This window comes from Granulicatella adiacens ATCC 49175 (genome assembly GCF_025150565.1).
Taxonomy (GTDB): Bacteria; Bacillota; Bacilli; order Lactobacillales; family Aerococcaceae; genus Granulicatella; species Granulicatella adiacens.
In genome coordinates this window covers 890,359-914,983 of the sequence record NZ_CP102283.1, presented here as the reverse complement: position 1 = coordinate 914,983, position 24,625 = coordinate 890,359, and the positions used below count along the sequence as shown (strand labels likewise).

The following is a 24,625-nucleotide window of genomic DNA, read 5'->3' as shown; positions in this document are numbered from 1 at the left end:
AAACGAATATCGTCAACTGAAGTTTATTGGAGTATTTCACATTGGTATGATAATGCACTTAAAGCATATAAAGGAGCCGTTTCTGCTCGTAAAATTCTTGGCCCTAATGAACAAGTATGAAACTCATTCATTTGTAATTTGGCTACTTCTTTTTCGTCAATGCCGCCTTCCGGACCAAAAACGAAAACAATCTTTTCTCCTTCTTTTAAAGCTTGTAAACTCTTTACAAGTTGAACCCTTTCGCCTTCTTTTGCAGCTTCTTCGTATGCAATTAATTTTTGATGATACGTTTTTGTGTATTCAATCAAACTGTCGATCGTCATTACTTCACTAACAAAGGGTAATTTTAATCGATGAGACTGTTCGCTTGCTTCTTCTGCTATCTTTTGTAGTCTTTCAGTTTTTTTGCTAGCTTTATCCTTGTTCCATTTCACAACATTTCTAGACATCTCAATAGGAATAATTTCATTAACTCCTAATTCCGTTGCTTTTTGAACAATCCAATCTAATTTGTCTCCTTTTGATAAACCGACTGCAATTGCGGTAAATACGGGAAGTTCCACCTTTTGATTTAAGGTCTTAATAACTCTTACTTCAAAAGGTTCTAAACAAACTAGTTCAACTATGGCTAAGGTACTATTCTCATCCACAACTTCAAACTGCTCTTCTACTTTCATTCTCATCACTTTTTTTAACTGATGAATCTGTTCCTTTGAAAACTCAAGCGAATGAGTAGTTTCACTAACGATTCCTTTTACAAAATAACGTTGCATTTACTCAACATCCTTTTTCATAATAAAACAATTCCACTCTCTCATTATCATTCTTTCAACAAGAGTAAATCCAGCTTTTTCATAAGCTTCCTTCACTTCATTTGCTTTTGACTCTATGATTCCAGATAAAATTAACCTTCCATCATCATTCAGATTTCGATAAGCATCTTCTGGCATTTGAAGTAAAATCTCAGCCAAAATATTCGCAACGATTAAGTCACTCTTCTGATCTACCCCAACAAGTAAATTATTTTCAAAAACTTCAATTTCACCAATGGTAGGATTCAATGCAATGTTTTCTTTCGCAACTCGAGTAGCCATTTCATCAATATCAAATGCAGTCACCTTACTTGCACCTAATAGTTTAGAAGCAATACTTAAAACACCAGATCCTGTACCCACATCCAAAACACTCTCATTTCCTCGAATCGTTTGCTCTAAAGCAGTTAGGGACAATTGAGTCGTTGGATGTGTTCCTGTTCCAAATGCTAAACCAGGGTCCAATTCGATTAATAACTCATCATCTTGTTCCTTTTCATAATCAACCCAACTAGGAACCACTGTTAAAAATCTCGTGACACGCACAGGAAAATAATATTGTTTCCATGCATTAGCCCAGTCTTCTTCTCCTACTTCTTTCACTTGTACGAATAGCGGTCCTGTTTGCAAGCCATAAACTTTAATTTCCTCTAGTTTTTCATGAAGAAGGACATCTGAATCCTTTGACCACTGTGAAGGTTGAAAATATCCTTTAACGATCACTGTATCTGTTTCGTAAAGATCTTTTTGTTGAACTTTTAACCATTCAAGTTGTTCATCCGTTAATTGATAATAGTCCTGTGGATCTTCAATAGAAACTCCTTTAGAACCTAATTCAATCAGAATAGAGCTTACTACTTCTACACTTTCTGAATGTGTATTTACCGATACTTCTAACCAATTCATGATAATCCTCTACTTTATAAGTTTATTTTTAAAAATTATATCAAATTTCATTAAAAATAACTAAAAATAACTCTGTCGTATTTGTATTTTCCTAGTGATTTTAGTATCATAAAGAAGATAAATTAAATTAATGATTATTATGATTGATTAAAAAAGGGGAAAGCAATTATGGCGCGTATTTCATTAAGTACAAAAGATATTTTACAAAAACAATTTAAACGCTCATTCAGAGGTTTTGATATTGAAGAAGTCGATGCATTTTTAGACTTAATTATTCGTGATTATGACACATTCCAAAAGGAAATCAGCTTTTTACAAGCAGAAAACGAACGTTTATTAACAAAAGTAGACGAATTATCTCGTCAAGCAACTGTATCAAAAGTAAATCGTACTTCTAATGTTTCTTCTTCAGGAGTGACTAACTTTGATATTTTAAAAAGACTTTCAAATCTAGAAAAACATGTTTTTGATTCGAAGTTAGAAGAAGGAAATGGTGCTCATTCTTCATTGGATTCAACAGAAGATGATGACGATTTTTATAAAACACGTGTAATTACACCATTACGTGACAACGATTATTAATCATAAATGTATCAATATTGATACATTTAACTAATTACTAAGTAAACTTTGAGTAATCGCGGCATTCAATGCTGAGGAAAGTCCATGCTCGCACAAGCTGAGATGCTTGTAGTGTTCGTGCTTAGCGAAACAATAAGCTAAGGCAACTTCATGTTGACGGCAGAAAAACGAGCTACGGCAATGCTATGCTCTAGTATTCTTGAAAGTGCCACAGTGACGAAGCAATTTTGGAAACGAAATTGGTGGAACGCGGTAAACCCCTCGAGCGAGCAACCCAAACTTATGGTAGGGGCACTCTTACTAGGAAATGAACGAAAAAAGAGACACATCATGTGTAGACAGATGATTACTGAAATTTAATAGATCCTGCTATTAAATGGAACAGAACATGGCTTATAGAAGTTTACTTCAGGATTTTTAGCAAATGGTAAGGAGTGAGGCCTTGAGTCCACTCCTCTTTTTACGAATAAAGGAGAAATCTATGACAAAATATAAATTAGTAGCGACCGCTGCTGCCGGTATCGAAGCTCTTGTGGGTAAAGAATTACGCAACTTGGGTTATGAGGTTCAAGTAGAAAACGGAAAAGCCTTCTTTGAAGGTGACGACTACGATATCGCTCGTACAAATATTTGGCTTCGAACTGCAGACCGTATCAAAATCATTATGGGACAGTTCACTGCAAAAACTTTCGACTCGCTCTTTGAACAAACAAAAGCGATTCCTTGGGAGAAAATTCTTCCAGTCGATGCTGAATTCCCAGTTTCTGGTAAATCTGTAAAATCGACTCTTCACAGTGTTCCAAACTGCCAATCCATCGTAAAAAAAGCGATTGTCAATCGTTTAAGCGAGGCTTATCATCGTCGTACTCACTTGCCTGAGTCTGGTGCCCTCTACCCTATTGAAGTGGCGATTTTAAAAGATGTTGTCACTTTAACAATTGATACAAGTGGAACAAGTCTCTTTAAACGTGGCTACCGTACAGAAAAAGGTGGCGCGCCACTGAAAGAAAACATGGCTGCGGCTCTTGTGATGCTTACAAGTTGGTATCCCGATAAACCATTCTACGATCCGACTTGTGGTTCTGGGACAATCCCAATTGAGGCGGCTCTGATTGGTAAGAATATCGCTCCTGGATTGAATCGTTCGTTTGCTGCTGAAAAATGGACATTCTTTACTCCAGGCGTATTTGACAAAGTCAGAGAAGAAGCAAGAAAAGAAATCCGCACTGATATCCAACTCGATATTCTTGGTGCCGATATCGATGGTTCAATGATTGAGATTGCTAAACAAAATGCGATTAAAGCAGGTGTCGCAGACCAAATCGAATTCAAGCAAATGCAATTAAAGGACTTCCGTACTAAGAAAGAAAATGGAATAATTGTGGCAAACCCACCATACGGAGACCGTCTTCTTTCTGAAGAACAAGCTCAAGCCATCTATAAACAAATGGGTGAAACCTATGCACCACTGACAACTTGGAGTAAATATATTTTAACGAGCGACTTAACATTTGAAGATCACTATGGTCAAAAAGCGACAAAGAAACGCAAACTCTATAACGGTGCTATCCGTACTGACTACTTCCAATTCTGGGGTATTAGGAAACGTCGTATTCAAGAAGAACAATAAAGCACAAAAAAACGCAATGGACAAATGTCCATTGCGTTTTATTATTACTTATTATTCATTCTTTCCAATCACTTCAAATGTCACATGATCAATTCCTAAATCACATTTCACTTGGTCGCCTGGAAGGATGCTTGCACGGATGATTTCTTTAGCAAGTGGCGTTTCAATTTCACGTTGAATATAACGAGAAATTGGACGAGCACCGTACACTGGATTATAAGCATTATCTGCAATCCAATCTTTCAATTCATCTGTGAAGCTTAGGACGATTTCTTGATCTTCTACACGTTTGGCTAATTGTTTCAACATCTTCGTAATGATTCCACGAATATTGTCTTTAGAAAGTGGTGTGAAGAAGATTGTTTCGTCGATACGGTTTAAGAATTCAGGTTTGAAGGTTGCTTTTAGGACACCCTCTACCGCTGTACGAGTTTCTTCATCGATTGTTTCACCTTGATTTTCAAGCAAGAATTGTGAACCGATATTACTTGTCATAATCATCACTGTATTCTTGAAGTCTACTACACGTCCTTTAGAATCGGTTAAGCGTCCATCGTCTAATACTTGTAATAAGATATTAAATACATCTGGATGTGCTTTTTCAATTTCATCTAATAGAACGATTGTATATGGATTACGACGAACAGATTCTGTTAATTGGCCTCCTTCTTCATATCCAACATATCCTGGAGGAGCTCCCACTAAACGAGACACTGAATGTTTTTCCATATATTCACTCATGTCGATACGAACCATATGGTCTTCTGAGTCGAACAAATCTTCTGCAAGAGCTTTAGCAAGTTCTGTCTTACCCACCCCTGTAGGTCCGAGGAATAAGAAACTTCCGATTGGACGGCTAGGATTTTGTAAGCCTGCACGAGAACGAAGTACTGCTGAAGCTACTTTTTGTACAGCTTCATCTTGACCGATGACACGTTCATGAAGAATATCTTCTAAGTGAAGAAGTTTTTCACGTTCGCCTTCCATAAGTTTTGTTACAGGAATACCTGTCAAGCGTCCCACTACTCGAGCAATTTCTTCTGAAGTTACTGATTCTTGAACGAGACGTTGCGTGCTTTCAGCATTCGCTTTATTTTGTTCTTCTAATTCCTTCAATTCTTGTTCAAGAGCTGGAATACGTCCGTGACGAAGTTCAGCAGCTTTTTCAAGGTTATAATCAGCTTCTGCTTGTTCTAATTCACGTTTAGCATGATCGATTTCTTCACGTTTATTACGGATTTTATTGACTTCTTCTTTTTCGATTTCCCATTTCATTTTGAGGTTATTGGCTTTTTCACGTTGTTCTGCTAATTCCTCTTGTAAAATAGCAAGACGTTTTTGAGAAGCGTCATCTTTTTCCATCTTCAACGCTTGTTCTTCGATTTCAAGTTGCATCAAACGACGAGTGACTGCGTCAAGTTCTGTTGGCATTGAGTTCATTTCAACTCGGATTGTAGCACAGGCTTCATCGACTAAGTCAATCGCTTTATCTGGTAAGAATCTGTCAGTAATATAGCGGTTTGATAAAGTCGCAGCAGCTACTAACGCACTATCGTGAATATTTACACTGTGGTGGATTTCGAAACGTTCTTTCAATCCACGAAGAATTGAAATCGTATCTTCAACTGTTGGTTCTTGAACAAGTACTTTTTGGAAACGACGTTCTAACGCTTTGTCTTTTTCCATATTTTCACGGTATTCGTCAAGAGTTGTAGCACCAATACAATGTAATTCACCACGAGCCAACATTGGTTTTAGTAAGTTACCAGCATCCATTGAGCCTTCTGTCTTACCAGCACCAACGATTGTGTGGATTTCATCGATAAATAAGATGATGCGTCCTTCTGATTTTGTTACTTCTTTAAGAACGGCTTTCAAACGTTCTTCGAATTCACCACGGTATTTTGCACCTGCGATTAAAGCACCCATATCTAATGAGTAGATTAATTTATCTTTTAAGTTTTCTGGTACGTCTTTTTTAACGATACGTTGCGCTAATCCTTCAACGATTGCTGTTTTACCAACACCAGGTTCCCCGATTAAGACAGGGTTATTCTTTGTTTTACGAGATAAAATACGAATCACATCTCGAATTTCTTCGTCACGTCCAATGACTGGATCTTGTTTACCAGATTGAACAGCTTCATTTAAATTACGTGCATATTTTGATAATGCTTCATATTGTTCTTCTTGATTTTGACTAGTCACACGTTCTCCCCCTCTTAGCTCTTCAATTCGAGCTCTCAAATTTTCTTTGGTTATATGCTGTTGTACTAAATAGCGTGTTAATGGATGATTTTGTAGTTCCATTAATGCAAGTACAACTACCTCTGTAGATAAGTAATCGTCTTTAAAGCTTTCTCTAATCTTTTCAGCTTCTGTAAAGAGTCGATATAAGTTTTGACTCATACTTTGACCGTATTGGACATTTTGCCCTTCCACTACAGAAATACGGTCTAATTCTTTATCAATTAATTCCTCAAATTCTTTGTCATTCACTTGTAAATCACTATATAAATTTCTAGCAAAGTGATTTGGTTCCATAAATACTTTCCATAAATGAGGAATATCTATTTCTTGATGTTTACGGACCATCGCAATTTGTTGCGCTTGGCCTAATGCTTGTTGCATTGTTGTTGTCATTTTTTCAATATTCATCTTCATTCCTCCTTTTGTGGTCTCTTGACCATGAATTAAGTATACACCTTTAGTCAGGAAAGGTCAATAGTATTATTTGACTTTTTTTGACCTTAATAAAAATTTAAAAACAGCCACTTGAGTAGCTGCTTTTACTATTACATTTCAATTCGAATAGCTCTTCTTATACAATAATATCCTGCTGCTAATTTTCCGTTTGGATCAACAAAAAGTGGTAGATTTACTGAATAGTAAGAAGAAAGAGGTAATAAATTTAACACAGGTGCTTTAAAGTTTTCTTCAAGCCAAGCTCCTTTTGTATATGGACGACCTTCTATAATTTCTGGTCCGAATTCAGCATTTGCTATTTCTAAACCAAACATATTTACTTTCCATAAAGGAGACTTAAACTCATCCTGCAGAAGTGTTCGATGTAGTTGATTTCCCCATTTAAATAATCGTCTTGTACCACTACCGCAACAATATTCCCATTCATCTTCATTTAAAAGTCCCATTCCAGATCTTTCTATCTCTTTGCGTCCCTCATCATAACTAACTGGATCTGCTACATAACACGCAAAAAGATCTGGATTCTGAATATCTTGTTGCATAAAATACTGATCAACTCTTACTGCTCTTGGAAATTCTTGAAAAAGAGCTTCTAATGAATTATCTGGGGTAATGGCCTCTTCTAAAATAGATAATGTTTCACTTGATACCATGTCATCCCCATCTAGCTGACCAGTAACCACAGAATAATGACCAATAAATTTTAAGCCAACAAAATTAGGCTTCTTTTCGACTAACATTGCTGGTATATCTACTTGTCTTAACTCTGAAGTCATGACATTAATCCCATCTTCAACAATTTGAGTCGTTAATTTTTCTTGAGTTAAATCTTTTTCTTGAACATTTTGATTTAAAAACATAAACCCAGTTACGTGTTGGTTCAAATAACGTTTAAACGCATATCTTAGTTCTTGTCTCTCTTCACTGCAGTCAAGACCTGAAAGTCCTGACAAACCGCTATCCCACCCAAGAACAACCTCTTTCTGACCAGGTACAAAAACAAAAACTCTGCCATCAATCGTTACTTCAAACGTATCATTTGTGATACCAGCGTAATCATATTGTACAAACTTTAAATCTTCAATTGTTAGTATTGGATTCACGAAAAAGCGTAGTATATTTCGAATTACTACCTCTTTTGATTCTCTACTTAAATTTTTCCAAGTAGGATTTAACACTCGCTCAAAAAAATCATTAGCCATACTTTCACCTCATCTTCATTATACGTTATTTCTTACAAAAATCACTCTATTTTAACTTTCATTTATGCTATAATTGTGAAGAATCGAAAGGAAGTATTTCATGAATTTATTTATTTTTGGAAATCCGATGTCTGGCAGTTTTTCAGGCCAGCAACAAATTAATCATATTGTTGAAGTTTGTACAGAAAAAGGAATTCCCTTCAAGTTATTTCAAACTCAAAAAGCAGGAGAACTTCCAGAATTAATGGACAAACATCTACAGCAACGAAATCAGCATACAATAGTCGTTATTGTTGGTGGTGATGGCACTCTCAATGAAGCTCTTCAATATTTAAAACAACAGAACATCTTTGTACCCCTTAGCTATTTACCGGCCGGAACTGGGAATGATTTTTCACGGGAAATGAATTTAACTCATCACGCGAGAAAGTGTATCGAAAACCTTTCAAAGAATCATATTATTGACTTAGAGTTTCTTACTTATTCAGAAGAAAACTCACAGACAACTGGTATCATTTTAAATTCGATGGGATTTGGGATTGATGCTGCTATTTGTGAAATAAACCAAAAACAAAGGCAAGCACTCCTGCAAGCTAAAGCGATTAAAAAAGCTTCTTACTTAACTCCTATTATTAAGGCTTTTAAAGAACGCAAAGAGTTTGACGCCCTAATCACACTTGATGACAAAGAAAGTTTTACTTCTACAAGAAATCTTCTACTTGGAGCTTTTAATCACGCCTACTTTGGTGGTGGGATTCGCTTTGTACCTTCTGCAACACAAGGAAGTCATCATTTTCAAATTGCAATTGCAAGAAAAGTTTCTCTTTTTACAGTTCTAAAAGCTCTTCCGTTTATTTTAACAAATGGAACTCATTTCAAACTGTTTCCCAAAAATTTAAAAGAATACTCATGTACAAAAGCCAATATAAAAATTAATGAACCTATAAAAGCTCAAAAAGATGGAGAATTTGTAACATATCCAACGGTGAATTTGAATCTTTCCATGGATCATTATCCTTTTCTACTTACAAATGAAACCTAAAAAGGCGAATGCTAAAGCATTCGCCTTTTTATTACTTTTTAAATAGTTTTTTCAAACTAAATAAAGGTTCAGTTTTAACGATTTTATCATTTCCAATAAAATCTCTCATCATTTTAAGAGTTCGTCCAGCATCTGAAGAAATAAACTGAAATGTTCCAGCTTGTTTCGTATCAATATAGTATGCTCTAATAAAACGTCCTTTAAACATGACATGAGCCCTAACCAATTTAATTTCTTCCCATGGAATTTGAAGATAGCTTTCCGGGTTCTGATGATTATAGAATTCAAATGCGCGATCTCCAATGAGGATATCACCATTTTTAAATCCTATTCCTCCATTAAAAAGGTTTGCTTTTGTTTTATAAATCGCTTTTGTATTTAATGAAACAGCCATAGTCTATCTCCAATCAAGTAGGATTAAGGAGCCATTACTCCTGTTAAACCAGCTAAAATACCTAGGACAAATAGCCCGAAGATAATGTAAATTGGTTTTACATTTTTCTTCAATAACCACATTACTAAGAATGTTAATAGTAAAGCAGCCAATCCTGGAATCAATTTGTTCAAGTTGTCTTGAAGAGTAGTTACCACTTCAGGCGATAATTTTTTACCATCTAATAATTTAGCAACAATCTCTTGAAGTTGTCCACCAGTCACAACATCATCTTTTCCAGGTGTTTGAATATATTGATCAGCCGTCAATTGTACTTTTGTTAAGACAAGTGGGAATTTCATACTTGTCCAACGTTGTACTAAAATCCCCATTACAAACATCCCTACAATTGATGAAACTTTTGTAATAGATTGTAAAATACCACCAGATAAGTCTTTAGTAATCTCAGAACCTTGGCGATATCCTAACTCTTGTGTATACCACATAAAACCGATACGAATTAAGTTCCAAACAATAAAGAAGAATAATGGTCCAATGATTGAACCCGTTGCTGCTAACCCAGCGGCAATCGCACCTAAGATAGGACGAGCAGTAAACCAGAATACAGGGTCACCGATACCAGCTAGTGGTCCCATCATACCAACTTTAACCCCTTGGATTGTTGCGTCATCAATTGGCGCACCGTTTGCACGGTCTTCTTCTAAAGCTAAAGTTACCCCAAGAATTGGTGAAGCAATATATGGGTGAGTATTAAAGAATTCTAAGTGACGTTTTAACGCTGCTTTTGAATCTTCTGGGTTTGGGTATAATTTTTTCAATGCAGGAATTAGGGAGAATGCCCATCCTCCATTTTGCATACGTTCATAGTTCCAAGAACCTTGTAAGAATTGTGAACGTAACATAACTTTTAAGCGGTCTTGTTTCGTTAAAGATACTTTTTTCTCTGTCATCTCATTCACACTCCTTAGTAGTCATTTAAAATGTCACCTAGTGGGTCTCCAGAACCTGAGCGTCCACCAGTTGAACCATTTCCGCTGTTATTAGATAAGTTTAAGTAAATTAACGCTAAACTTAAAGCGATAACACCAGTTGCAATCAATGTTAACTCGTTTAAAGGAGCGATTGCGAAACCGATGAAGAAGAATGGCCAAGTTTCTTTAGAAGCCATTAAGTTAATAACCATTGCTAGCCCCACTGCAACTACCATGTTACCACCAATTGTCATACCATTAGCAAACCAATCAGGAATTGATTTTAAATAACCTTGAACAACATCTGAAGGTAAGAATAAAAGTAATCCGGCTGGAATCATAATTCGTAATCCTTGGCAACATAATGCAACATAATGCCAGAATGAAACTCCTTTGAAGTCACCTTTTTCAGCCGCTGCATCCGCTCTATGGACTAATGCAACTGATAATGTACGTACCACCATTGTTAAAACTAAACCAACTGTTCCTAAAGTAACAGCAGTAGCAATAGCAAGGTTACGTCCACCTTCTGAAAAATCATTCCCTTTAATAAAAATAATAGCTGAAGCTACAGACGCTAAAGCAGCATCTGGTGCCACCGCAGCACCTACGTTTGCCCAAGCAAGCGCAATAATTTGTAAAGAACCACCAAGGATAATTCCCTCAGTTAAATGTCCTGTCGCAAGCCCAACTAATGTACAAGCAATAATTGGTTGGTGGAATTGAAACTCATCTAAAATCCCTTCCAAACCAGCTAAGAATGCGACAATTAGGACTAAAATAATTTGAAATACATTAAAATCCATAATAATCTCCTATCTCTCTATTATAGTTTCAAGCCTTCGTTAGACTTTGCTTCAATCAATTTAAAGATGTCGGCAGGAGAATCCGAAACAACTTTTCGAACATCCATTTTAACACCTAAGTCACGTAATTTTTTATAAGTTTCCACATCATCTTGGTCTAATGATAATGCATTACTTACTTGAACTTTACCTACAGAGTGTGCCATTGATCCAATATTTAATTCATCAATATGAACACCTTTTTCAATAACTTCTAAAGCCTCTTGCGGTGTTTCGAATAATAATAATGCCTTTGTATCCCCAAAACGTGGATCGTTATAAACTTCAACTAGTTTATTTAGTGGAATCACATGAGCACGAACTCCAGTAGGTGCTGCTTGTTCAATTAATTTCTTACGTAAGTCATCTTTTGCAACTTTATCAGAAACTACGATAATGCGGTTTGGATTTGTTGCTTTCGTCCAGCTTGTAGCTACTTGTCCATGTAACAAACGAGTATCGATACGAGCAAGAACGAATTTAATTTTCCCATCTCCAATAACTGTTCCTTCTGGAATGGCTCCGTTAGTAACAGGTGCTGAAGGTGCAGATTTTTCCTCTTTCTTCTCTTCTGGTTGAAGAGCTTCTGGACGAATCTTAACTCCTTCAATCGCAGTTGGTGCAATTGCCTTTGCGATTTCATGAGAAGTATTCATTGAAAAACGACTAGCGTACGATTCAATAAGCATTGGTAAGCTTAAACCAGCAACAATTGCACGATGTTCAGGATCTTCTTCGAACAAAATATTTGCTTGGTTAAATGGGCTTCCTCCCCATAAATCTACTAAAAATAGAATTTCTTCTGTCTCTAGTTTATCAACAGCCTCACGCAGTTTACGTTGTAAGTCTTCAGGGCCTTCACTTGGCATAAATGTAACTGATTCAACTTTTTCTTGGTTTCCAAAAATCATAGAACCAGATTGTTTTATCCCGTCAGCGAATTCACCATGACTTGCAATGATAATCCCTACCATAAAGCTACCTCCTTTATATAAATTTAATCATTTTATTGATTTAATTTATAATAACACAACACTGGGAATTTTTCACTAAAATCAACCGTTAATATACGCTGAATTGAGTGCTTTTTGAGCAATAAAAAAAGATAAAAAACCAGTCAAAAATGACTGGTTTTTTATAACATAAATTAATAGTTAGGACGAGCGTACCCAATGATATAGTATGCGGATAAGCGATGAGTGTGGCGCACTACTTTTGACTCATCAACATTCAAATGTTCCGTGGTATTTCCTTCAATAGTTACGATTTTCCCATCTTCTACTTTTTCAACAATTGCAATATGATCTGCAAGACCATCACCGTTCCAGTCAAAAGTTACAATATCTCCAGCTCTTGGTGTTGATTTGCCAATCCAAATTCTCTTATTTTTGAAAATATTTATGTGATAAGGAACATACGCTTCTTTATCAATAAGATCAATCATTCCCGCAATTTGGTACATAGATGAAACAAAAACATCGCACCAATCATCCCAGCTTTGTACTTTATATCCACTATAACTACTTGGTCCAGAATTATATTGATTCACCAAATATTGGTGAAGAGGATCATACTGTTCTACTCCAATAAAGCCTCGAGCTAAATCCAGTAAGATTTCTTTACGATTTTTAGCTTCGCTAATGTTGGAAACCCAAGCACCATCAGAACCTACATAATATTTAAAATTATCTACCCATTTATTGGTTGCCATCTTTCCATCATCTAAAAGATAATAACTTCCAACCCATTTGTTTCGGGAAGGAATACCATTTGAAAAATGATACCAATCACCGGAAGCGTTTTGTTTCCAACCATCTTTCCCTTTTTGGGCTTCTGGAATCCATTTTCCATCCTCATTGACATAGTATCGATTTTGATCGACCCATTGGTTAACGAGCATCTCTCCCCTTTCACCCAAGTAATAATTACCTCTCCAAGCATTTTTAACTAGAGATTCTTTTCCTTCGTAAAAGTACCAATAACCATTCTCTTTTACCCATCCAGATTTCATCTTCTTATCTCTAATCCAAGCACCATTATCACCAACAAAATAACGATAATCATCTACCCATTTGTTCGTTGCCATTGTGCCATCTTCTTGTAGAAAGTAATTTCCTTTCCATACATTTCTTACTGGTAATCCATTTTCATAGAAATACCAAATAGAATCTAATCTAATCCAATTTTCTTTTTGCTTTTCTGGAATCCAAACACCATCTTTATCGACGTAATATTGGTAATTATCAACCCAATTATCAACACTCATTTTCCCATCAGATCCTAAATAATAATAAGAATCGACCCATTTGTTTCGAGTAAGATTTTCTTGTACGTCATAATAGTACCAAAAACCATCTTCCTTTTTCCAACCGGTTTTTTTGATTTTTCCTGGTATCCATTTTCCTGAAGAATCAACATAATAGCGATAATCATCTACCCACTTATTTGTCGCCATTTGACCATTATGTTCTAAATAATAGTCCCCAATCCATTTAGAAGTCTCTAGAACACCATTTTGATTATAATAGTACCAAATCCCATTTGAATCCTTCATCCATCCGGTGCGTTTCACTTCTTTTTCTTTATTAGGAGCCTCTTCTTTCTTTTTCAATACCGTTTCTTTTGTAGTGACTTCATCTTTTTCAGGCTTTGCAACGGTAGTAGTTTCTTCAGTAACATTTTTATTCACTGTTGATTCTGTTTGATTTTCATTTGCTAAAACCGCTTGTCCATTCATAAAAAGTAAACCTATAAAAATTCCCAAAGCTTTCTTAATTTTCATACTCCCCATCCTTTTAATGCAAAAATTTATTTCCACTGTCGTCAAAGTAGAAAGTAAATCCTTCTCCAATGACCTGATTTACATCTGTAATAATAACAAAGGCGTTCGGATCTATTTCATGAATGATGCGTTGAATTGGCATTAATTGTTGACGATTCACTACAACATAAAGAACTTGTCTTTTATCTTTTGAGTAAAATCCATGCCCATCAAGAACCGTGATTCCTCTGTCTAATTGCTCTTGAATCTTTTGACCAATTAGTTCGTATTGATTTGAAATAATCATTATTGCTTTTCGTGGGTTAAATCCTTCAAGTATAAAATTAATAACCTTACTTGCAATAAATAGCATCATTAACGTTAAAACAGCTTTCTCAAATCCTATTACAAAAGCTAAAGGAGTAACGACAATAGTATCAATTACCAATAATGAAGATGAAACTGGCCATCCAAGATATTTATTCATCATCATTGCAATAATATCTGTTCCAGCAGTTGTGCCTTTTCCTAAAATAACAAGTCCCAAAGCAATACCAACAAATACACCAGCAGCAACCGAGGCTACTACTAGATTCTCAGGTACAAATACTGGCCATTCCTGAGTGTATTTTAGAAACATCGGTAGTTCAAATACAGCAAGAACTGTATAAATCATTGTTTTCTTCTCTAAGTAACGATAACCGACGATTAATAAAAAAACATTTAAAACTAGACTTGATAATGCAGGATCAATATTTAGCGTATAGAACATAAGAAGTGTTACTCCCGTAAGGCCACCTTCACCAAAATGATTAGCTATTACTACAGCGTTAATAGTGTATGAAAATAAAAAACAGCCTAAAGTTACGAGCATAAACGATTTTAAAATATCTTTTTTAGAAATAGCTTGCAGTTTAATTACCTCCCTACTCTGGTTCTCTATGGAATCTTCCATAAAAGTTTTCTGTACTAATTTGATTGATAATCGCACGAGGATCCGCTTCTTTAATAACAGCTACGGCATCCATAACTTCATAAGATGAAATTACTGTATGTAATAGATACATTTTTTCTCGACTAAATCCTCCAATAGCGTCCACACATGATATTCCATGCCTTATATTCTTTAAATAAGATTGCATAACATCTTCCCCATAACGAGTCGTAATCTGTAATGTAACCCTATGATATCTCTGATGGAATGTGCTAATCACTTTCGTAGAAATGTATTGGAATATAATCGAATAACCTGCATTTCTCCATCCAAATAACGCCCCAAATATTACAAGTAATAATGTATTAAATAAGAATACTTGTTGCCAGATGGTTTTTCCGCTCTTATTCGAAACATATAATGCAATAAAATCCATTCCCCCTGTTGAAGCATTCCCTTTCAGTGCGAGCGAAACATACAAGCCGTTTAATACTCCACCAAAAATTACATTCAACATAGTGTCATCGACAAATAAAGGATCAAAATTTAAAACACGAATAAAGAAACTTCCAACAAAAACTTGAAGAATCGAATAAAACGTAAAACGAGCACTAATCCCTCTATAACATAAAATGGCCACAGGAATATTGAGTAATATTAATAAAATCGAAATGGATAACTCTACACCAAATAATTCGGATATTTGATTTATTAAAATTGCAACACCCAAAAAACCACTAGAAAGTAAATTTGAAGGTTGGATAAATACTTTTAATGTGAATGCTTGTAAAAATCCCGAAATAATAACGGCAATCACTGAAATAAAGTGACGAAATAGTTTATTTTTACGGTATTTACGATATGAGTATTTCTCAAGTAAGCTCATGAATGATCACCTACTTTGAAACAATATTCTATCCCATCTTTCGTAGGGACTTTTAAATAGGCATCATAATAATGAAAAGGAACTTGATTCATTTCTAAATGGAGAACAAGATTTTCTAGTTCCTTCATATTTGGAACTCGCCATTCAATCATGGAAAGCCCATAAATACTCTTACTATTCTTATTCCTTTCATTCCAGGAATTTATAGCTAATGAATATCCATCACGGTTTACTTTAAAGTTTTTTCGCTTCGTTACATAATCATATGTTGTTTTAAACGAGAAGTTGTTTATTAAAAATTCAGTTGTTGCTTCTACGTCCATCACATTATAATGAAGTTGCGTAATTCTCGCACTTGCGGGAAATTCTTCAGAAGCTCCATCAATTCCATCAATAAATTCGTGCAACGAACGTTTCATTTCATTTCCTTCTAGATATTGATCCACTTCTTGAGAAGAATTATCTTCAACAACCATAAATTTCAATCGATTTCCCTCTGGATCCATAATATAAAAATTAGTTGTATAACCATCGAATCCTGAACCTATAATCGTTTGTTCTTCCATAATAAAATGGTTCATCAATTCACCAATTTGAGAAGATTTTGTCAAACGAAACCCTATAGAATAGGTTGTTAAAAATGAATCAGAGTCACCATTTCCTTGGACTAGTTTAAAAAGTGGGATACTCCCTCTACCATGACCAATCAAAACTTCATTATCAAATTCTTGCAAAACAGAAAGACCTAATATTTGTGTATAAAATTTTTTCATTACGGTTAAATTTCGAACTGTAATCGAAATTAAAGAAATCGTCCACTCTTTTTTTGACTGTGGAACAACAAAATCTTTCATAAATTGTATCAAATTACGCATGATTTATTTCCTTTACAAAAAAATGGGGAGGAATAAAATTGTTCCTCACCCACTCAAAATTTTATCCTTCAAAAGCAACAGTTAATGGAGGTACTACTTGTTTTTTACGAGAAACAACTCCTGGTAATGTAAGTAATCCATCTGTATAGCTTGAGTTGAACGCTTGGGCAACTTTGTCTTTATAATCTCCTACAACTAAAACTGTTGAGACGCTTGTTAAGATATTTGTAATTACAAAAACAAAAGTATCATATCCATTTTCTGAATTTGCAGCTCTCATACTTTCTTCTAAGGCTTCTCTACGAGCTAATAATTCTTCAGGGTCTACAACATTTACTTGAGCAATACGTAAATTTGCCCCACCCATTGGGAATGATTTAGCATCTAAGTCAATTAACTCCGCTTCAGATTTGTCACCAAGATTTGTTCCGGCTTTTAACATTTCTAGCCCATAGACATTAACATCAATCTCAGCAATGTTGGCTAAATCTGTTGCTGCTTCAATATCTTGTTGTGTACATGTTGGAGATTTGAATAATAAAGTATCCGAAACAATGGCAGATACCATTAATCCAGCAATATCTTTAGGAACTTCAACCCCATATTCTTTATACATTTTGTATAAAATGGTATTCGTACATCCAACAGGTTCTGCACGATAGAATAAAGGATTTGCTGTTTGGAAATTTGCAATACGGTGATGATCCACTACAAATTCAACTTCTACTTTTTCTACGCCAGTTGCGCTTTGTTGTACTTCGTTATGATCCACTAAAGCAACACTGTTTGTCTCTTGTGAAACATCCCCAATAACTCGAGGAGCTTCTTTCTTGAAATAATTTAATGCATATTGTGTTTCTTCATTAGGAGTCCCTAAGGCAACTGCTTCTGCATCCTCACCTAATTGACGTAATAAGAAAGCATATGAAATTGCTGATGTAATTGCATCAGTATCTGGATTTTGATGTCCGAAAACTAATAATTTACTCATTTTATGGCCTCTCTCTATTTAAATTTACATTGACAATTTTAACATAATTACCAATTAAAACCAACAAAAAATGCACTTATACATAAAAATTGAACATAAAAAAACTGTTATAGCTTTTACACTATAACAGTTCTTTCATTAGGCATTTAAAAATCCTTTATAATCATCAGTTCTTAAAATTCGTCGAGCGTTATCCACACGTTCTTGAGTTGGTGGTTCAATATGATCCAATTTATATGGAATCCCTAAATTTTTCCATTTATATACACCCAATTTATGATACGGTAAAATCTCAAACTTCAATACATTTTTCAGTTTACTTACAAATTCACTTAATCGGATGAGATATTCATCATAGTCTGAACGTTCTGGAACTAACACATGGCGAATCCATACGGGTTGCCCTTTGTCTGATAAATACTCTGCTAGTTGAAGAATATTTTTATTCGTCCATCCTGTTAATTTCTTATGTTGTTCATCATCAATATGTTTAATATCCAATAAAATAAGATCTGTATATTCTAATAACTCTTCGAATTTTGAAAAGAATGGTTCGTCATACGTAAATGGCATTCCACAACTATCTAATGTTGTGTGCACTCCAGCTTTCTTACAACGTTTAAAGAAATCAATTAAGAAATCAATTTGCAATAAAGGCTCTCCTCCGCTGACAGTTACGCCACCTTTACGTCCCCAGAATGCACGATATTGCAATGCTTGATCGAGTAATTCTTGAGAAGTAATCGGATGACCGCCCCCAATATTCCAAGTATCTGGGTTATGACAAAACTCACAACGCATACGACAACCTTGCATGAAGGTTACAAAACGGATACCTGGTCCGTCTACAGAACCAAAACTCTCTGTAGAATGAATATATCCAGTTACTGGTTCACTCATCATTATTCCTCCTATCTTTTCTCTTCTAGTATATCACAATTCGTGTCCTTTAGGGCTATTTCGACTAAAAAACGGATGGACGATTTTGCCCATCCGTTTTCTTAATTTCAGCAATTTTGCGAGTCAACCTCACACCATTCGTAATCCAGTTCGGTCTCCTTAGTACAGTCGACCTCACACCTTAACATTACATGCTTTCGTGCATTGTACGGTTGATTACGTCTAATTGTTGTTCACGAGTTAATTTAATGAAGTTAACTGCGTAACCAGATACACGAATTGTTAATTGTGGGTATTCTTCTGGGTGTTCCATAGCATCTAATAATGTATCACGGTTGAATACGTTGATGTTTAAGTGGTGACCACCTTTTGAAGCGTAACCATCTAACATAGAAACTAAGTTTTCTTCTTGTACATCTAATTCACGTCCTAAAGCTTTAGGAATGATTGAGAATGTATTTGAGATACCATCTAATGCATATTTGTAAGGTACTTTAGCAACTGATGATAATGAAGCTAATGCTCCGTGTGTGTCACGACCATGCATAGGGTTAGCACCTGGTGCAAATGGTTCGCCAGCACGACGTCCATCAGGAGTGTTACCTGTCTTCTTACCATAAACTACGTTAGAAGTAATTGTAAGGATAGAAGTTGTATGTTTAGCATTACGGTAAGTTTTATGTTTTTTAACTTTAGTCATGAATTCTTTCAATAACCAAATTGCGATTTCGTCAGCGCGGTCATCGTTGTTACCATATTTAGGGAAGTCGCCTTCTACTTCATAGTCTACAACAACGCCATCTTCATCACGAATTGTCTTAACTTTCGCGTATTTAATAGCTGATAATGAGTCAACTGCTACTGAGAATCCAGCGATACCAGTTGCCATTGTACGTAGAATTTCAGTGTCATGTAATGCCATTTCAAGTCTTTCGTAACTGTATTTATCATGCATATAGTGGATGATGTTTAATGTGTTTAAGTATAAACCACAAATCCATTCCATCATATCGTTGTATTTAGCCATTACTTCTTCATAATCTAAGTATTCTGAAGTGATTGGTTGATATTTAGGACCAACTTGCGCTTTAGATTTTTCATCGATACCACCGTTGATCGCATATAATAATGTTTTCGCTAAGTTAGCACGAGCTCCGAAGAATTGCATTTGTTTACCAATACGCATAGCAGATACACAGCAAGCAATTCCATAGTCGTCGCCCCACTCAGGACGCATTACATCATCGTTTTCATATTGGATTGCAGAAGTTTGAATAGAAGTTTTAGCTGCAAACAATTTGAAGTTTTCTGGTAAACGAGTTGACCAAAGAACTGTTAAGTTTGGTTCTGGAGCTGGTCCTAAGTTTACTAATGTGTGTAAGAAACGGAAACTGTTCTTAGTTACTAATGGACGTCCATCTTCACCAACACCAGCGATTGATTCAGTTACCCAAGTTGGGTCTCCTGAGAATAAAGCGTTGTATTCAGGTGTACGAGCGAATTTAACTAAACGTAATTTCATAACGAAGTGGTCAACAAGCTCTTGTGCTTGTTCTTCAGTTAATGTTCCGTTTTCTAAGTCACGTTGTACATAAATATCTAAGAATGTTGAAGTACGTCCAAGAGACATAGCCGCACCATTTTGTTCTTTAATAGCTGCTAAGTATCCTAAGTATAACCATTGGAAAGCTTCGCGAGCGTTTGAAGCTGGTTTAGAAATATCGAATCCGTAGATGTTACCTAATTCTTTTAATTCTAATAATGCACGGTATTGTTCTGAAACTTCTTCACGTAAACGAATTACATCGTCTGACATTGTGCCATCGCCAATGTTAGCGAAATCTTTTTGTTTTTCAGCGATTAAACGATCAACCCCGTATAAAGCTACACGACGGTAGTCTCCGATGATACGTCCACGTCCGTAAGCATCTGGTAAACCTGTGATAACACCTGATTTACGAGCTGCACGCATTTCTGGAGTGTAAGCATCGAATACACCTTGGTTGTGAGTTTTACGCCAATCACGGAAGATACGAGAAATTTCTTCATCAATCTTGAATCCGTAAGCTTCAGCTGATTGCTCACTCATACGAATACCACCAAATGGTTGTAAGCTACGTTTGAATGGTTTTTCAGTTTGGAAACCAACAACTGTTTCTAAATCTTTGTTTAAGTAACCAGGACCATGTGAAGTGATTGTTGATACAACTTTAGTGTCCATATCTAAGACACCACCAGCTTCACGTTCTTGTTTGTTCAAGTCCATTACTTGTGCCCATAAAGCTTTAGTAGCTTCTGTAGGTCCAGCTAAGAAACTGTCGTCTCCTTCATAAAGTGTGTAGTTTTCTTGGATAAAGTCACGGACATTAACTTCTTCTTTCCATACTTTACCTTTGAAACCGTTCCATTGTTCCATAAATTTTTCCTCCTTAGATAATTGGTTGTGAAACTTATAACAGCTATCTACACAAATATTATAACACAATTAATTTTAAGTGCAATACATAAGTGTAAAAAAATACAAAGATTTTGTTAAGTATTGTTATAATCGCTATTTTAAGGCAGTATAAGTTGTGAAAGATGTATTATAACAGTTTAATATGCTGTACTAAATTTTTGAAACAGAATGAAATATTTCACAATGTGGCTTTAATTATTCACAATCTAACCTTTTTTTACCTTGATTTCACTGACTTAAAAACAAAAAGAGCATTATCAAATTAAATTTGATAATGCTCTTTCAATTTAGCGTTTCAGGAGGGATTCGAACCCCCGACCGTTCGCTTAGAAGGCGAATGCTCTATCCTGCTGAGCTACTGAAACAGTACTAAATTATTATACCTAAAGACGAATATTCTGTCAATCGATTTTACAGCTTCATTACGACTCTTCGGTTTCTTTTTCTCTATCATCTAATTTATGCTTTTTTGAAAATAACATGATGGTATAGATGACCAACATTACTATCGCCATGATTAGTACTCTCACAGCTAAGGCAAAATCATATAAAGCTGCAATGGCACTTAAAGCAAAGAAAATAATTGTCATAGTTTTAACAGTTTCAAGAATGGGACGTTTTCTTCCCATTGGATTTGGTCTATTATCCATTGATTACTCCTTCGTTTCTTTCGTTTTATACATTAATAAAGCTGAGGCAATTGAAACGTTCAGTGATTCCGCTTTTCCAAATATCGGAATCGTCACTACGACATCTGCTAAATCAATCACGTCATCAGAGACTCCCTGACCTTCATTACCAACGACAATAGCTACATCTGTTGCTCCTTGTAAGACTGAATAATCCTTTGAATCTCGATGCAATGCTGTAACAGCCACTTGAACACCCTTCTCTTTGAGTATTGGCAAGTATTCTTGTAAGTTCGCTTGGAAAACGGGAATGTGAAAATGACTTCCTTGCATGGAGCGAAGAACTTTGTCGTTATATAAATCAACCGTCCCCGTCCCTAAAACAACCGCATCAAAACCAGCAGCATCAGCCGTTCTTACAATCGTTCCTAAATTACCAGGATCTTGAACTGCGTCTAACACAATGAAACGACCCTTATGAGGTAATATCTCTTGCTTAACAATTTCAACAACTGCTAAAATCCCTTGAGCCGTCTCCGTCATTGATAACTTATGGAAGACGTCTTGTGATACAACTAGCACCTGTACATCTGTTTGGGCTAACAGATTTTTATAGTCTTCAAGACGATTACTGGTAACCACTATCAACTTAATCTGAGCTCTTTCTTTAATCGCTTCTTCAACAAGGTGTTCCCCTTCAAGAAGATACATCCCTGCTTTCTTACGACCTTTTGCAGTCTGAAGTTTAACAAGCTCCTTAATTTTTTCGTTCTTAGGTGAACTTATACTTTCCATACAACTACCCTTTTAATCCTTCTATTGTATTAATGAATTTCTTTACTTCTGTTTTTTGATTTTGATGAAATCTGCATTTCATCGGTACAACGAAAGTCTCCTCTTTATCTAAATATTGCAATATTAGTTTTGGATTTCCTAAAAGCCTCTTTTCAAAAGAAACTTTTTGAATACGATTGGAAGGGATAACGATGGGTCTATTTGCTCTCCAAACACCTTCTTTAGAAGTTTCAAACAGAACGAAACCATCTTTAGCCCAAAAGAGTACAAAGTTCTGTTCTCCTTTATCTAAAGCTATTAAGCTATCGGTATCTGTCATTTCAAATCCGAAGAAACTAATTTGACTTTTTAAATCCTCGATGATTTCCATTCTTATTCCCCTTCTTTCGTTTCTGAATTGGTTTCTTAGAACTTACTTCTTTCTTCTTCAATTGCTCAACTGGTTTTAATTGTCCTGCATATAATTCGAATGGAACTAGTTTATGTTTTCCAGCAACTTTCTTCAAGTCTCTTAGTTCACGGTCGTTCACTAGACTCAGAACTAAACCATCTTTCCCCATTCGTCCTGTGCGACCAGAACGATGTGTATATTGATCTGTTGAGTCTGCAATATCATAATGAATAACAAGTGGTAAATCTTCAATATCCAGTCCCCGCTGTGCTAAATCAGTACTAAGTAAGAACGGAATCTGCCCTTTTTTAAATAAATCAATAGCTTTTTTACGTTCCGTTTGATGAGCATCACTTGTTAAAAGTGCAACTGGGACTTGATGAAACGATAACTTTTCTCCGAGTAATGCAGCGTTTGCAATCGAATTAACGAAAACTAATGCTTGGTTTGCATTTTCTGAAAAAGCGAGCTTTCTTAACACTTCATCCCGTTTTCTAGTTGGACATTCAATATATCCATGAATTACATTCGCATGCGCAGCGTTTCCCTCTGAAACTTCAACAAAAGTCGGTTGCATATTAATCCATTTACTCACTTCTTCTAAATTTTTATTCTTTGTCGCTGAAAAACAAAGTACTTGTCTTTCAGAAGGAAGTTTCTTTACAAGTTCTCTCGTATTATTCAATTGCTCCGGGTCTAGTAAATAATCTGCCTCATCTAATACAAGCAGTTCTACTTGATGTAGCTTTAATTTACGAAGCTTAGACAGTTCAAGTAATCGTCCAGGTGTTCCTACAACGATTTCTGGTTTTTCCTTTAACTTCTCTACTTGGCGTTTAACGTTTGCACCGCCTGCTAAAACTTGTACACGGATTTCTAACGGTTTCCACTCTCTAATCACTGTTCCAATTTGTTGGGCTAATTCTTGTGAAGGCGCCACAATAAGAGCTTGGAGTGTCCTATCTGCTTTTACTCTTTCCAAAATAGGAACGACATACGCTAATGTTTTCCCTGTCCCTGTCGGAGAGATGGCAACGATATCTGTCCCCTCTTTAATCAGTTCTTGTGTCTTTTCTTGTATCGGTGTTAATGTGTGGAAGCCGTGTTGCTCCCAAATAGTCTTTGTATTCATAAGTGTCCTTTCCGATAACCTTGTTCTTTTGAGTCCTATTCATTTTAACGAAGAAACTCTTATACTTCAAATAGTTTCAACGTTTCTATAAAAAAGAGAACTGCTGTTACACAGTTCTCTGTACTATTTTCTATTAAAGTGCCATTTTATTTTCTAAATATCGTTGCCCTTGTTCAAAAAGCAAACAGATAATCCAGTAAATAATTGCTACTAAAATATAAACTGTCATATAGTTTTGTTCACGACCACCTACAATTTTCGCATTTTGGAAAATATCAGGTAGTGAAATCATCGCAACTAGAGACGATCCTTTAATCATATCCAGTAACACATTACTTAATGGTGGGATTGCAATTCGAAACGCTTGAGGTACAATTACTTTTTGTAAAGTTTGACGATAACTCATCCCAAGAGACATCGCTGCTTCCCATTGGCCATTATCCACTGCATCCATTGCCGAACGTAATACTTCGGAAATATACGCGCTACTTGCAATACTAAAGCAAAGGAGCGCACAGACTAAAGCGGGTAACGTTATTTTTAAGAATGGTAAACCAAAATATAGTAAAAATAAAAACACTAGCGTTGGTGTTCCTCGCATAAAGGACACATGAAACGTTGCAATCCATCGTAGAAAACGGAACCTGGAACGTCTCATTAATACGAGAATAAATCCTAAAATCGTTCCGAATACGAAGCTTGTTAATGCGACTCCTAATGTATATCCTAATCCACTAAGAATAAACCAAAAATTGTTAATCGCAATACTGATATCGAAGATTT

At 35.6% G+C, this 24,625-nt stretch carries 23 protein-coding genes, 1 tRNA gene and 1 other RNA gene; 4 read left to right on the top strand and 21 right to left on the bottom strand.

The features are described 5' to 3' along the window. Window positions 1-23: 23 nt before the first annotated feature. A complete protein-coding gene (locus NQ540_RS04590; RefSeq protein WP_005605367.1) occupies window positions 24-773 on the bottom strand; it encodes a 16S rRNA (uracil(1498)-N(3))-methyltransferase in 750 nt (249 codons plus the stop codon). Then, a complete protein-coding gene (gene prmA, locus NQ540_RS04585) occupies window positions 774-1,718 on the bottom strand; it encodes a 50S ribosomal protein L11 methyltransferase (RefSeq protein ID WP_005605365.1) in 945 nt (314 codons plus the stop codon). A 168-nt stretch (window positions 1,719-1,886) separates the two neighbouring features. On the opposite strand from prmA, the gene gpsB reads away from it, so the two are divergent. The 3 genes from gpsB to NQ540_RS04570 all read left to right on the top strand — a co-directional run bounded on the left by gpsB (window position 1,887) and on the right by NQ540_RS04570 (window position 3,930). Continuing rightward, entirely contained in the window at window positions 1,887-2,300 is a 414-nt protein-coding gene (gene gpsB / locus NQ540_RS04580) for a cell division regulator GpsB (RefSeq protein WP_005605364.1), read from the top strand. A 44-nt stretch (window positions 2,301-2,344) separates the two neighbouring features. Continuing rightward, window positions 2,345-2,701: RNase P RNA component class B (gene rnpB / locus NQ540_RS04575), an RNA gene on the top strand. An 80-nt stretch (window positions 2,702-2,781) separates the two neighbouring features. Next, on the top strand, window positions 2,782-3,930 hold the full coding sequence (locus NQ540_RS04570; protein WP_039848762.1) for a THUMP domain-containing class I SAM-dependent RNA methyltransferase: 1,149 nt from the start codon (window positions 2,782-2,784) through the stop codon (window positions 3,928-3,930). A 51-nt stretch (window positions 3,931-3,981) separates the two neighbouring features. Here the strand turns inward: NQ540_RS04570 and clpB are convergent, their stop codons facing one another. Together clpB and NQ540_RS04560 are read right to left on the bottom strand one after the other, a co-directional pair. Beyond that, complete coding sequence (gene clpB, locus NQ540_RS04565) at window positions 3,982-6,588, bottom strand: ATP-dependent chaperone ClpB (protein WP_039848761.1); 2,607 nt, start codon at window positions 6,586-6,588, stop codon at window positions 3,982-3,984. A 137-nt stretch (window positions 6,589-6,725) separates the two neighbouring features. After that, complete coding sequence (locus tag NQ540_RS04560; RefSeq protein ID WP_005605361.1) at window positions 6,726-7,838, bottom strand: hypothetical protein; 1,113 nt, start codon at window positions 7,836-7,838, stop codon at window positions 6,726-6,728. Window positions 7,839-7,938: 100 nt separating this feature from the next. Between NQ540_RS04560 and NQ540_RS04555 the strand changes: the two genes are divergently transcribed. After that, window positions 7,939-8,880 (top strand): diacylglycerol/lipid kinase family protein, encoded by a 942-nt coding sequence (locus tag NQ540_RS04555; protein WP_005605360.1) that lies wholly within the window; start codon window positions 7,939-7,941, stop codon window positions 8,878-8,880. A 31-nt stretch (window positions 8,881-8,911) separates the two neighbouring features. Here the strand turns inward: NQ540_RS04555 and NQ540_RS04550 are convergent, their stop codons facing one another. The 17 genes from NQ540_RS04550 to NQ540_RS04470 all read right to left on the bottom strand — a co-directional run bounded on the left by NQ540_RS04550 (window position 8,912) and on the right by NQ540_RS04470 (window position 24,623). Next, a complete protein-coding gene (locus NQ540_RS04550; protein WP_005605359.1) occupies window positions 8,912-9,274 on the bottom strand; it encodes a DUF956 family protein in 363 nt (120 codons plus the stop codon). Window positions 9,275-9,297: 23 nt separating this feature from the next. Then, window positions 9,298-10,224: a PTS system mannose/fructose/sorbose family transporter subunit IID gene (locus NQ540_RS04545; protein WP_039848760.1), complete on the bottom strand. Its 927-nt coding sequence runs from the start codon at window positions 10,222-10,224 to the stop codon at window positions 9,298-9,300. A 14-nt stretch (window positions 10,225-10,238) separates the two neighbouring features. Continuing rightward, the gene (locus NQ540_RS04540; protein ID WP_005605354.1) at window positions 10,239-11,051 is read right to left on the bottom strand and encodes a PTS mannose/fructose/sorbose transporter subunit IIC; all 813 of its coding nucleotides are present in this window, start codon (window positions 11,049-11,051) and stop codon (window positions 10,239-10,241) included. Between the two features lie 20 nt (window positions 11,052-11,071). After that, window positions 11,072-12,064 carry a mannose/fructose/sorbose PTS transporter subunit IIA gene (locus NQ540_RS04535; RefSeq protein WP_005605352.1) on the bottom strand — a complete coding sequence of 331 codons (993 nt, stop codon included), beginning with the start codon at window positions 12,062-12,064 and terminating at the stop codon, window positions 11,072-11,074. Window positions 12,065-12,237: 173 nt separating this feature from the next. Further along, window positions 12,238-13,872, bottom strand: a complete 1,635-nt coding sequence (locus NQ540_RS04530) for a CHAP domain-containing protein (RefSeq protein WP_050755083.1) — start codon at window positions 13,870-13,872, stop codon at window positions 12,238-12,240. Window positions 13,873-13,885: 13 nt separating this feature from the next. Beyond that, window positions 13,886-14,725: a YitT family protein gene (locus NQ540_RS04525; protein WP_039848862.1), complete on the bottom strand. Its 840-nt coding sequence runs from the start codon at window positions 14,723-14,725 to the stop codon at window positions 13,886-13,888. A 52-nt stretch (window positions 14,726-14,777) separates the two neighbouring features. After that, a complete protein-coding gene (locus NQ540_RS04520; protein ID WP_005605346.1) occupies window positions 14,778-15,671 on the bottom strand; it encodes a YitT family protein in 894 nt (297 codons plus the stop codon). Beyond that, window positions 15,668-16,546 carry a VOC family protein gene (locus NQ540_RS04515; RefSeq protein WP_005605344.1) on the bottom strand — a complete coding sequence of 293 codons (879 nt, stop codon included), beginning with the start codon at window positions 16,544-16,546 and terminating at the stop codon, window positions 15,668-15,670. Before NQ540_RS04515 ends, NQ540_RS04520 begins: the two co-directional genes overlap by 4 nt. A gap of 61 nt (window positions 16,547-16,607) precedes the next feature. Beyond that, the gene (locus tag NQ540_RS04510; RefSeq protein WP_005605342.1) at window positions 16,608-17,537 is read right to left on the bottom strand and encodes a manganese-dependent inorganic pyrophosphatase; all 930 of its coding nucleotides are present in this window, start codon (window positions 17,535-17,537) and stop codon (window positions 16,608-16,610) included. A gap of 138 nt (window positions 17,538-17,675) precedes the next feature. Further along, window positions 17,676-18,437, bottom strand: a complete 762-nt coding sequence (gene pflA, locus NQ540_RS04505; RefSeq protein WP_039848759.1) for a pyruvate formate-lyase-activating protein — start codon at window positions 18,435-18,437, stop codon at window positions 17,676-17,678. A gap of 187 nt (window positions 18,438-18,624) precedes the next feature. Beyond that, entirely contained in the window at window positions 18,625-20,853 is a 2,229-nt protein-coding gene (gene pflB, locus NQ540_RS04500) for a formate C-acetyltransferase (RefSeq protein WP_005605338.1), read from the bottom strand. Window positions 20,854-21,186: 333 nt separating this feature from the next. Continuing rightward, window positions 21,187-21,260 (bottom strand) — tRNA-Arg (locus NQ540_RS04495). Between the two features lie 57 nt (window positions 21,261-21,317). Beyond that, window positions 21,318-21,545, bottom strand: coding sequence for a hypothetical protein (locus tag NQ540_RS04490; protein ID WP_005605336.1), 228 nt, complete (start codon window positions 21,543-21,545; stop codon window positions 21,318-21,320). 3 nt (window positions 21,546-21,548) lie between these two features. Further along, window positions 21,549-22,319: a TrmH family RNA methyltransferase gene (locus NQ540_RS04485; protein WP_005605334.1), complete on the bottom strand. Its 771-nt coding sequence runs from the start codon at window positions 22,317-22,319 to the stop codon at window positions 21,549-21,551. Window positions 22,320-22,323: 4 nt separating this feature from the next. Next, window positions 22,324-22,689: a hypothetical protein gene (locus NQ540_RS04480; protein ID WP_005605332.1), complete on the bottom strand. Its 366-nt coding sequence runs from the start codon at window positions 22,687-22,689 to the stop codon at window positions 22,324-22,326. After that, window positions 22,655-23,842 carry a DEAD/DEAH box helicase gene (locus NQ540_RS04475; RefSeq protein ID WP_005605330.1) on the bottom strand — a complete coding sequence of 396 codons (1,188 nt, stop codon included), beginning with the start codon at window positions 23,840-23,842 and terminating at the stop codon, window positions 22,655-22,657. Before NQ540_RS04475 ends, NQ540_RS04480 begins: the two co-directional genes overlap by 35 nt. A 133-nt stretch (window positions 23,843-23,975) precedes the next feature. Then, complete coding sequence (locus NQ540_RS04470; protein WP_039848861.1) at window positions 23,976-24,623, bottom strand: amino acid ABC transporter permease; 648 nt, start codon at window positions 24,621-24,623, stop codon at window positions 23,976-23,978. Between the last annotated feature and the right edge of the window lie 2 nt (window positions 24,624-24,625).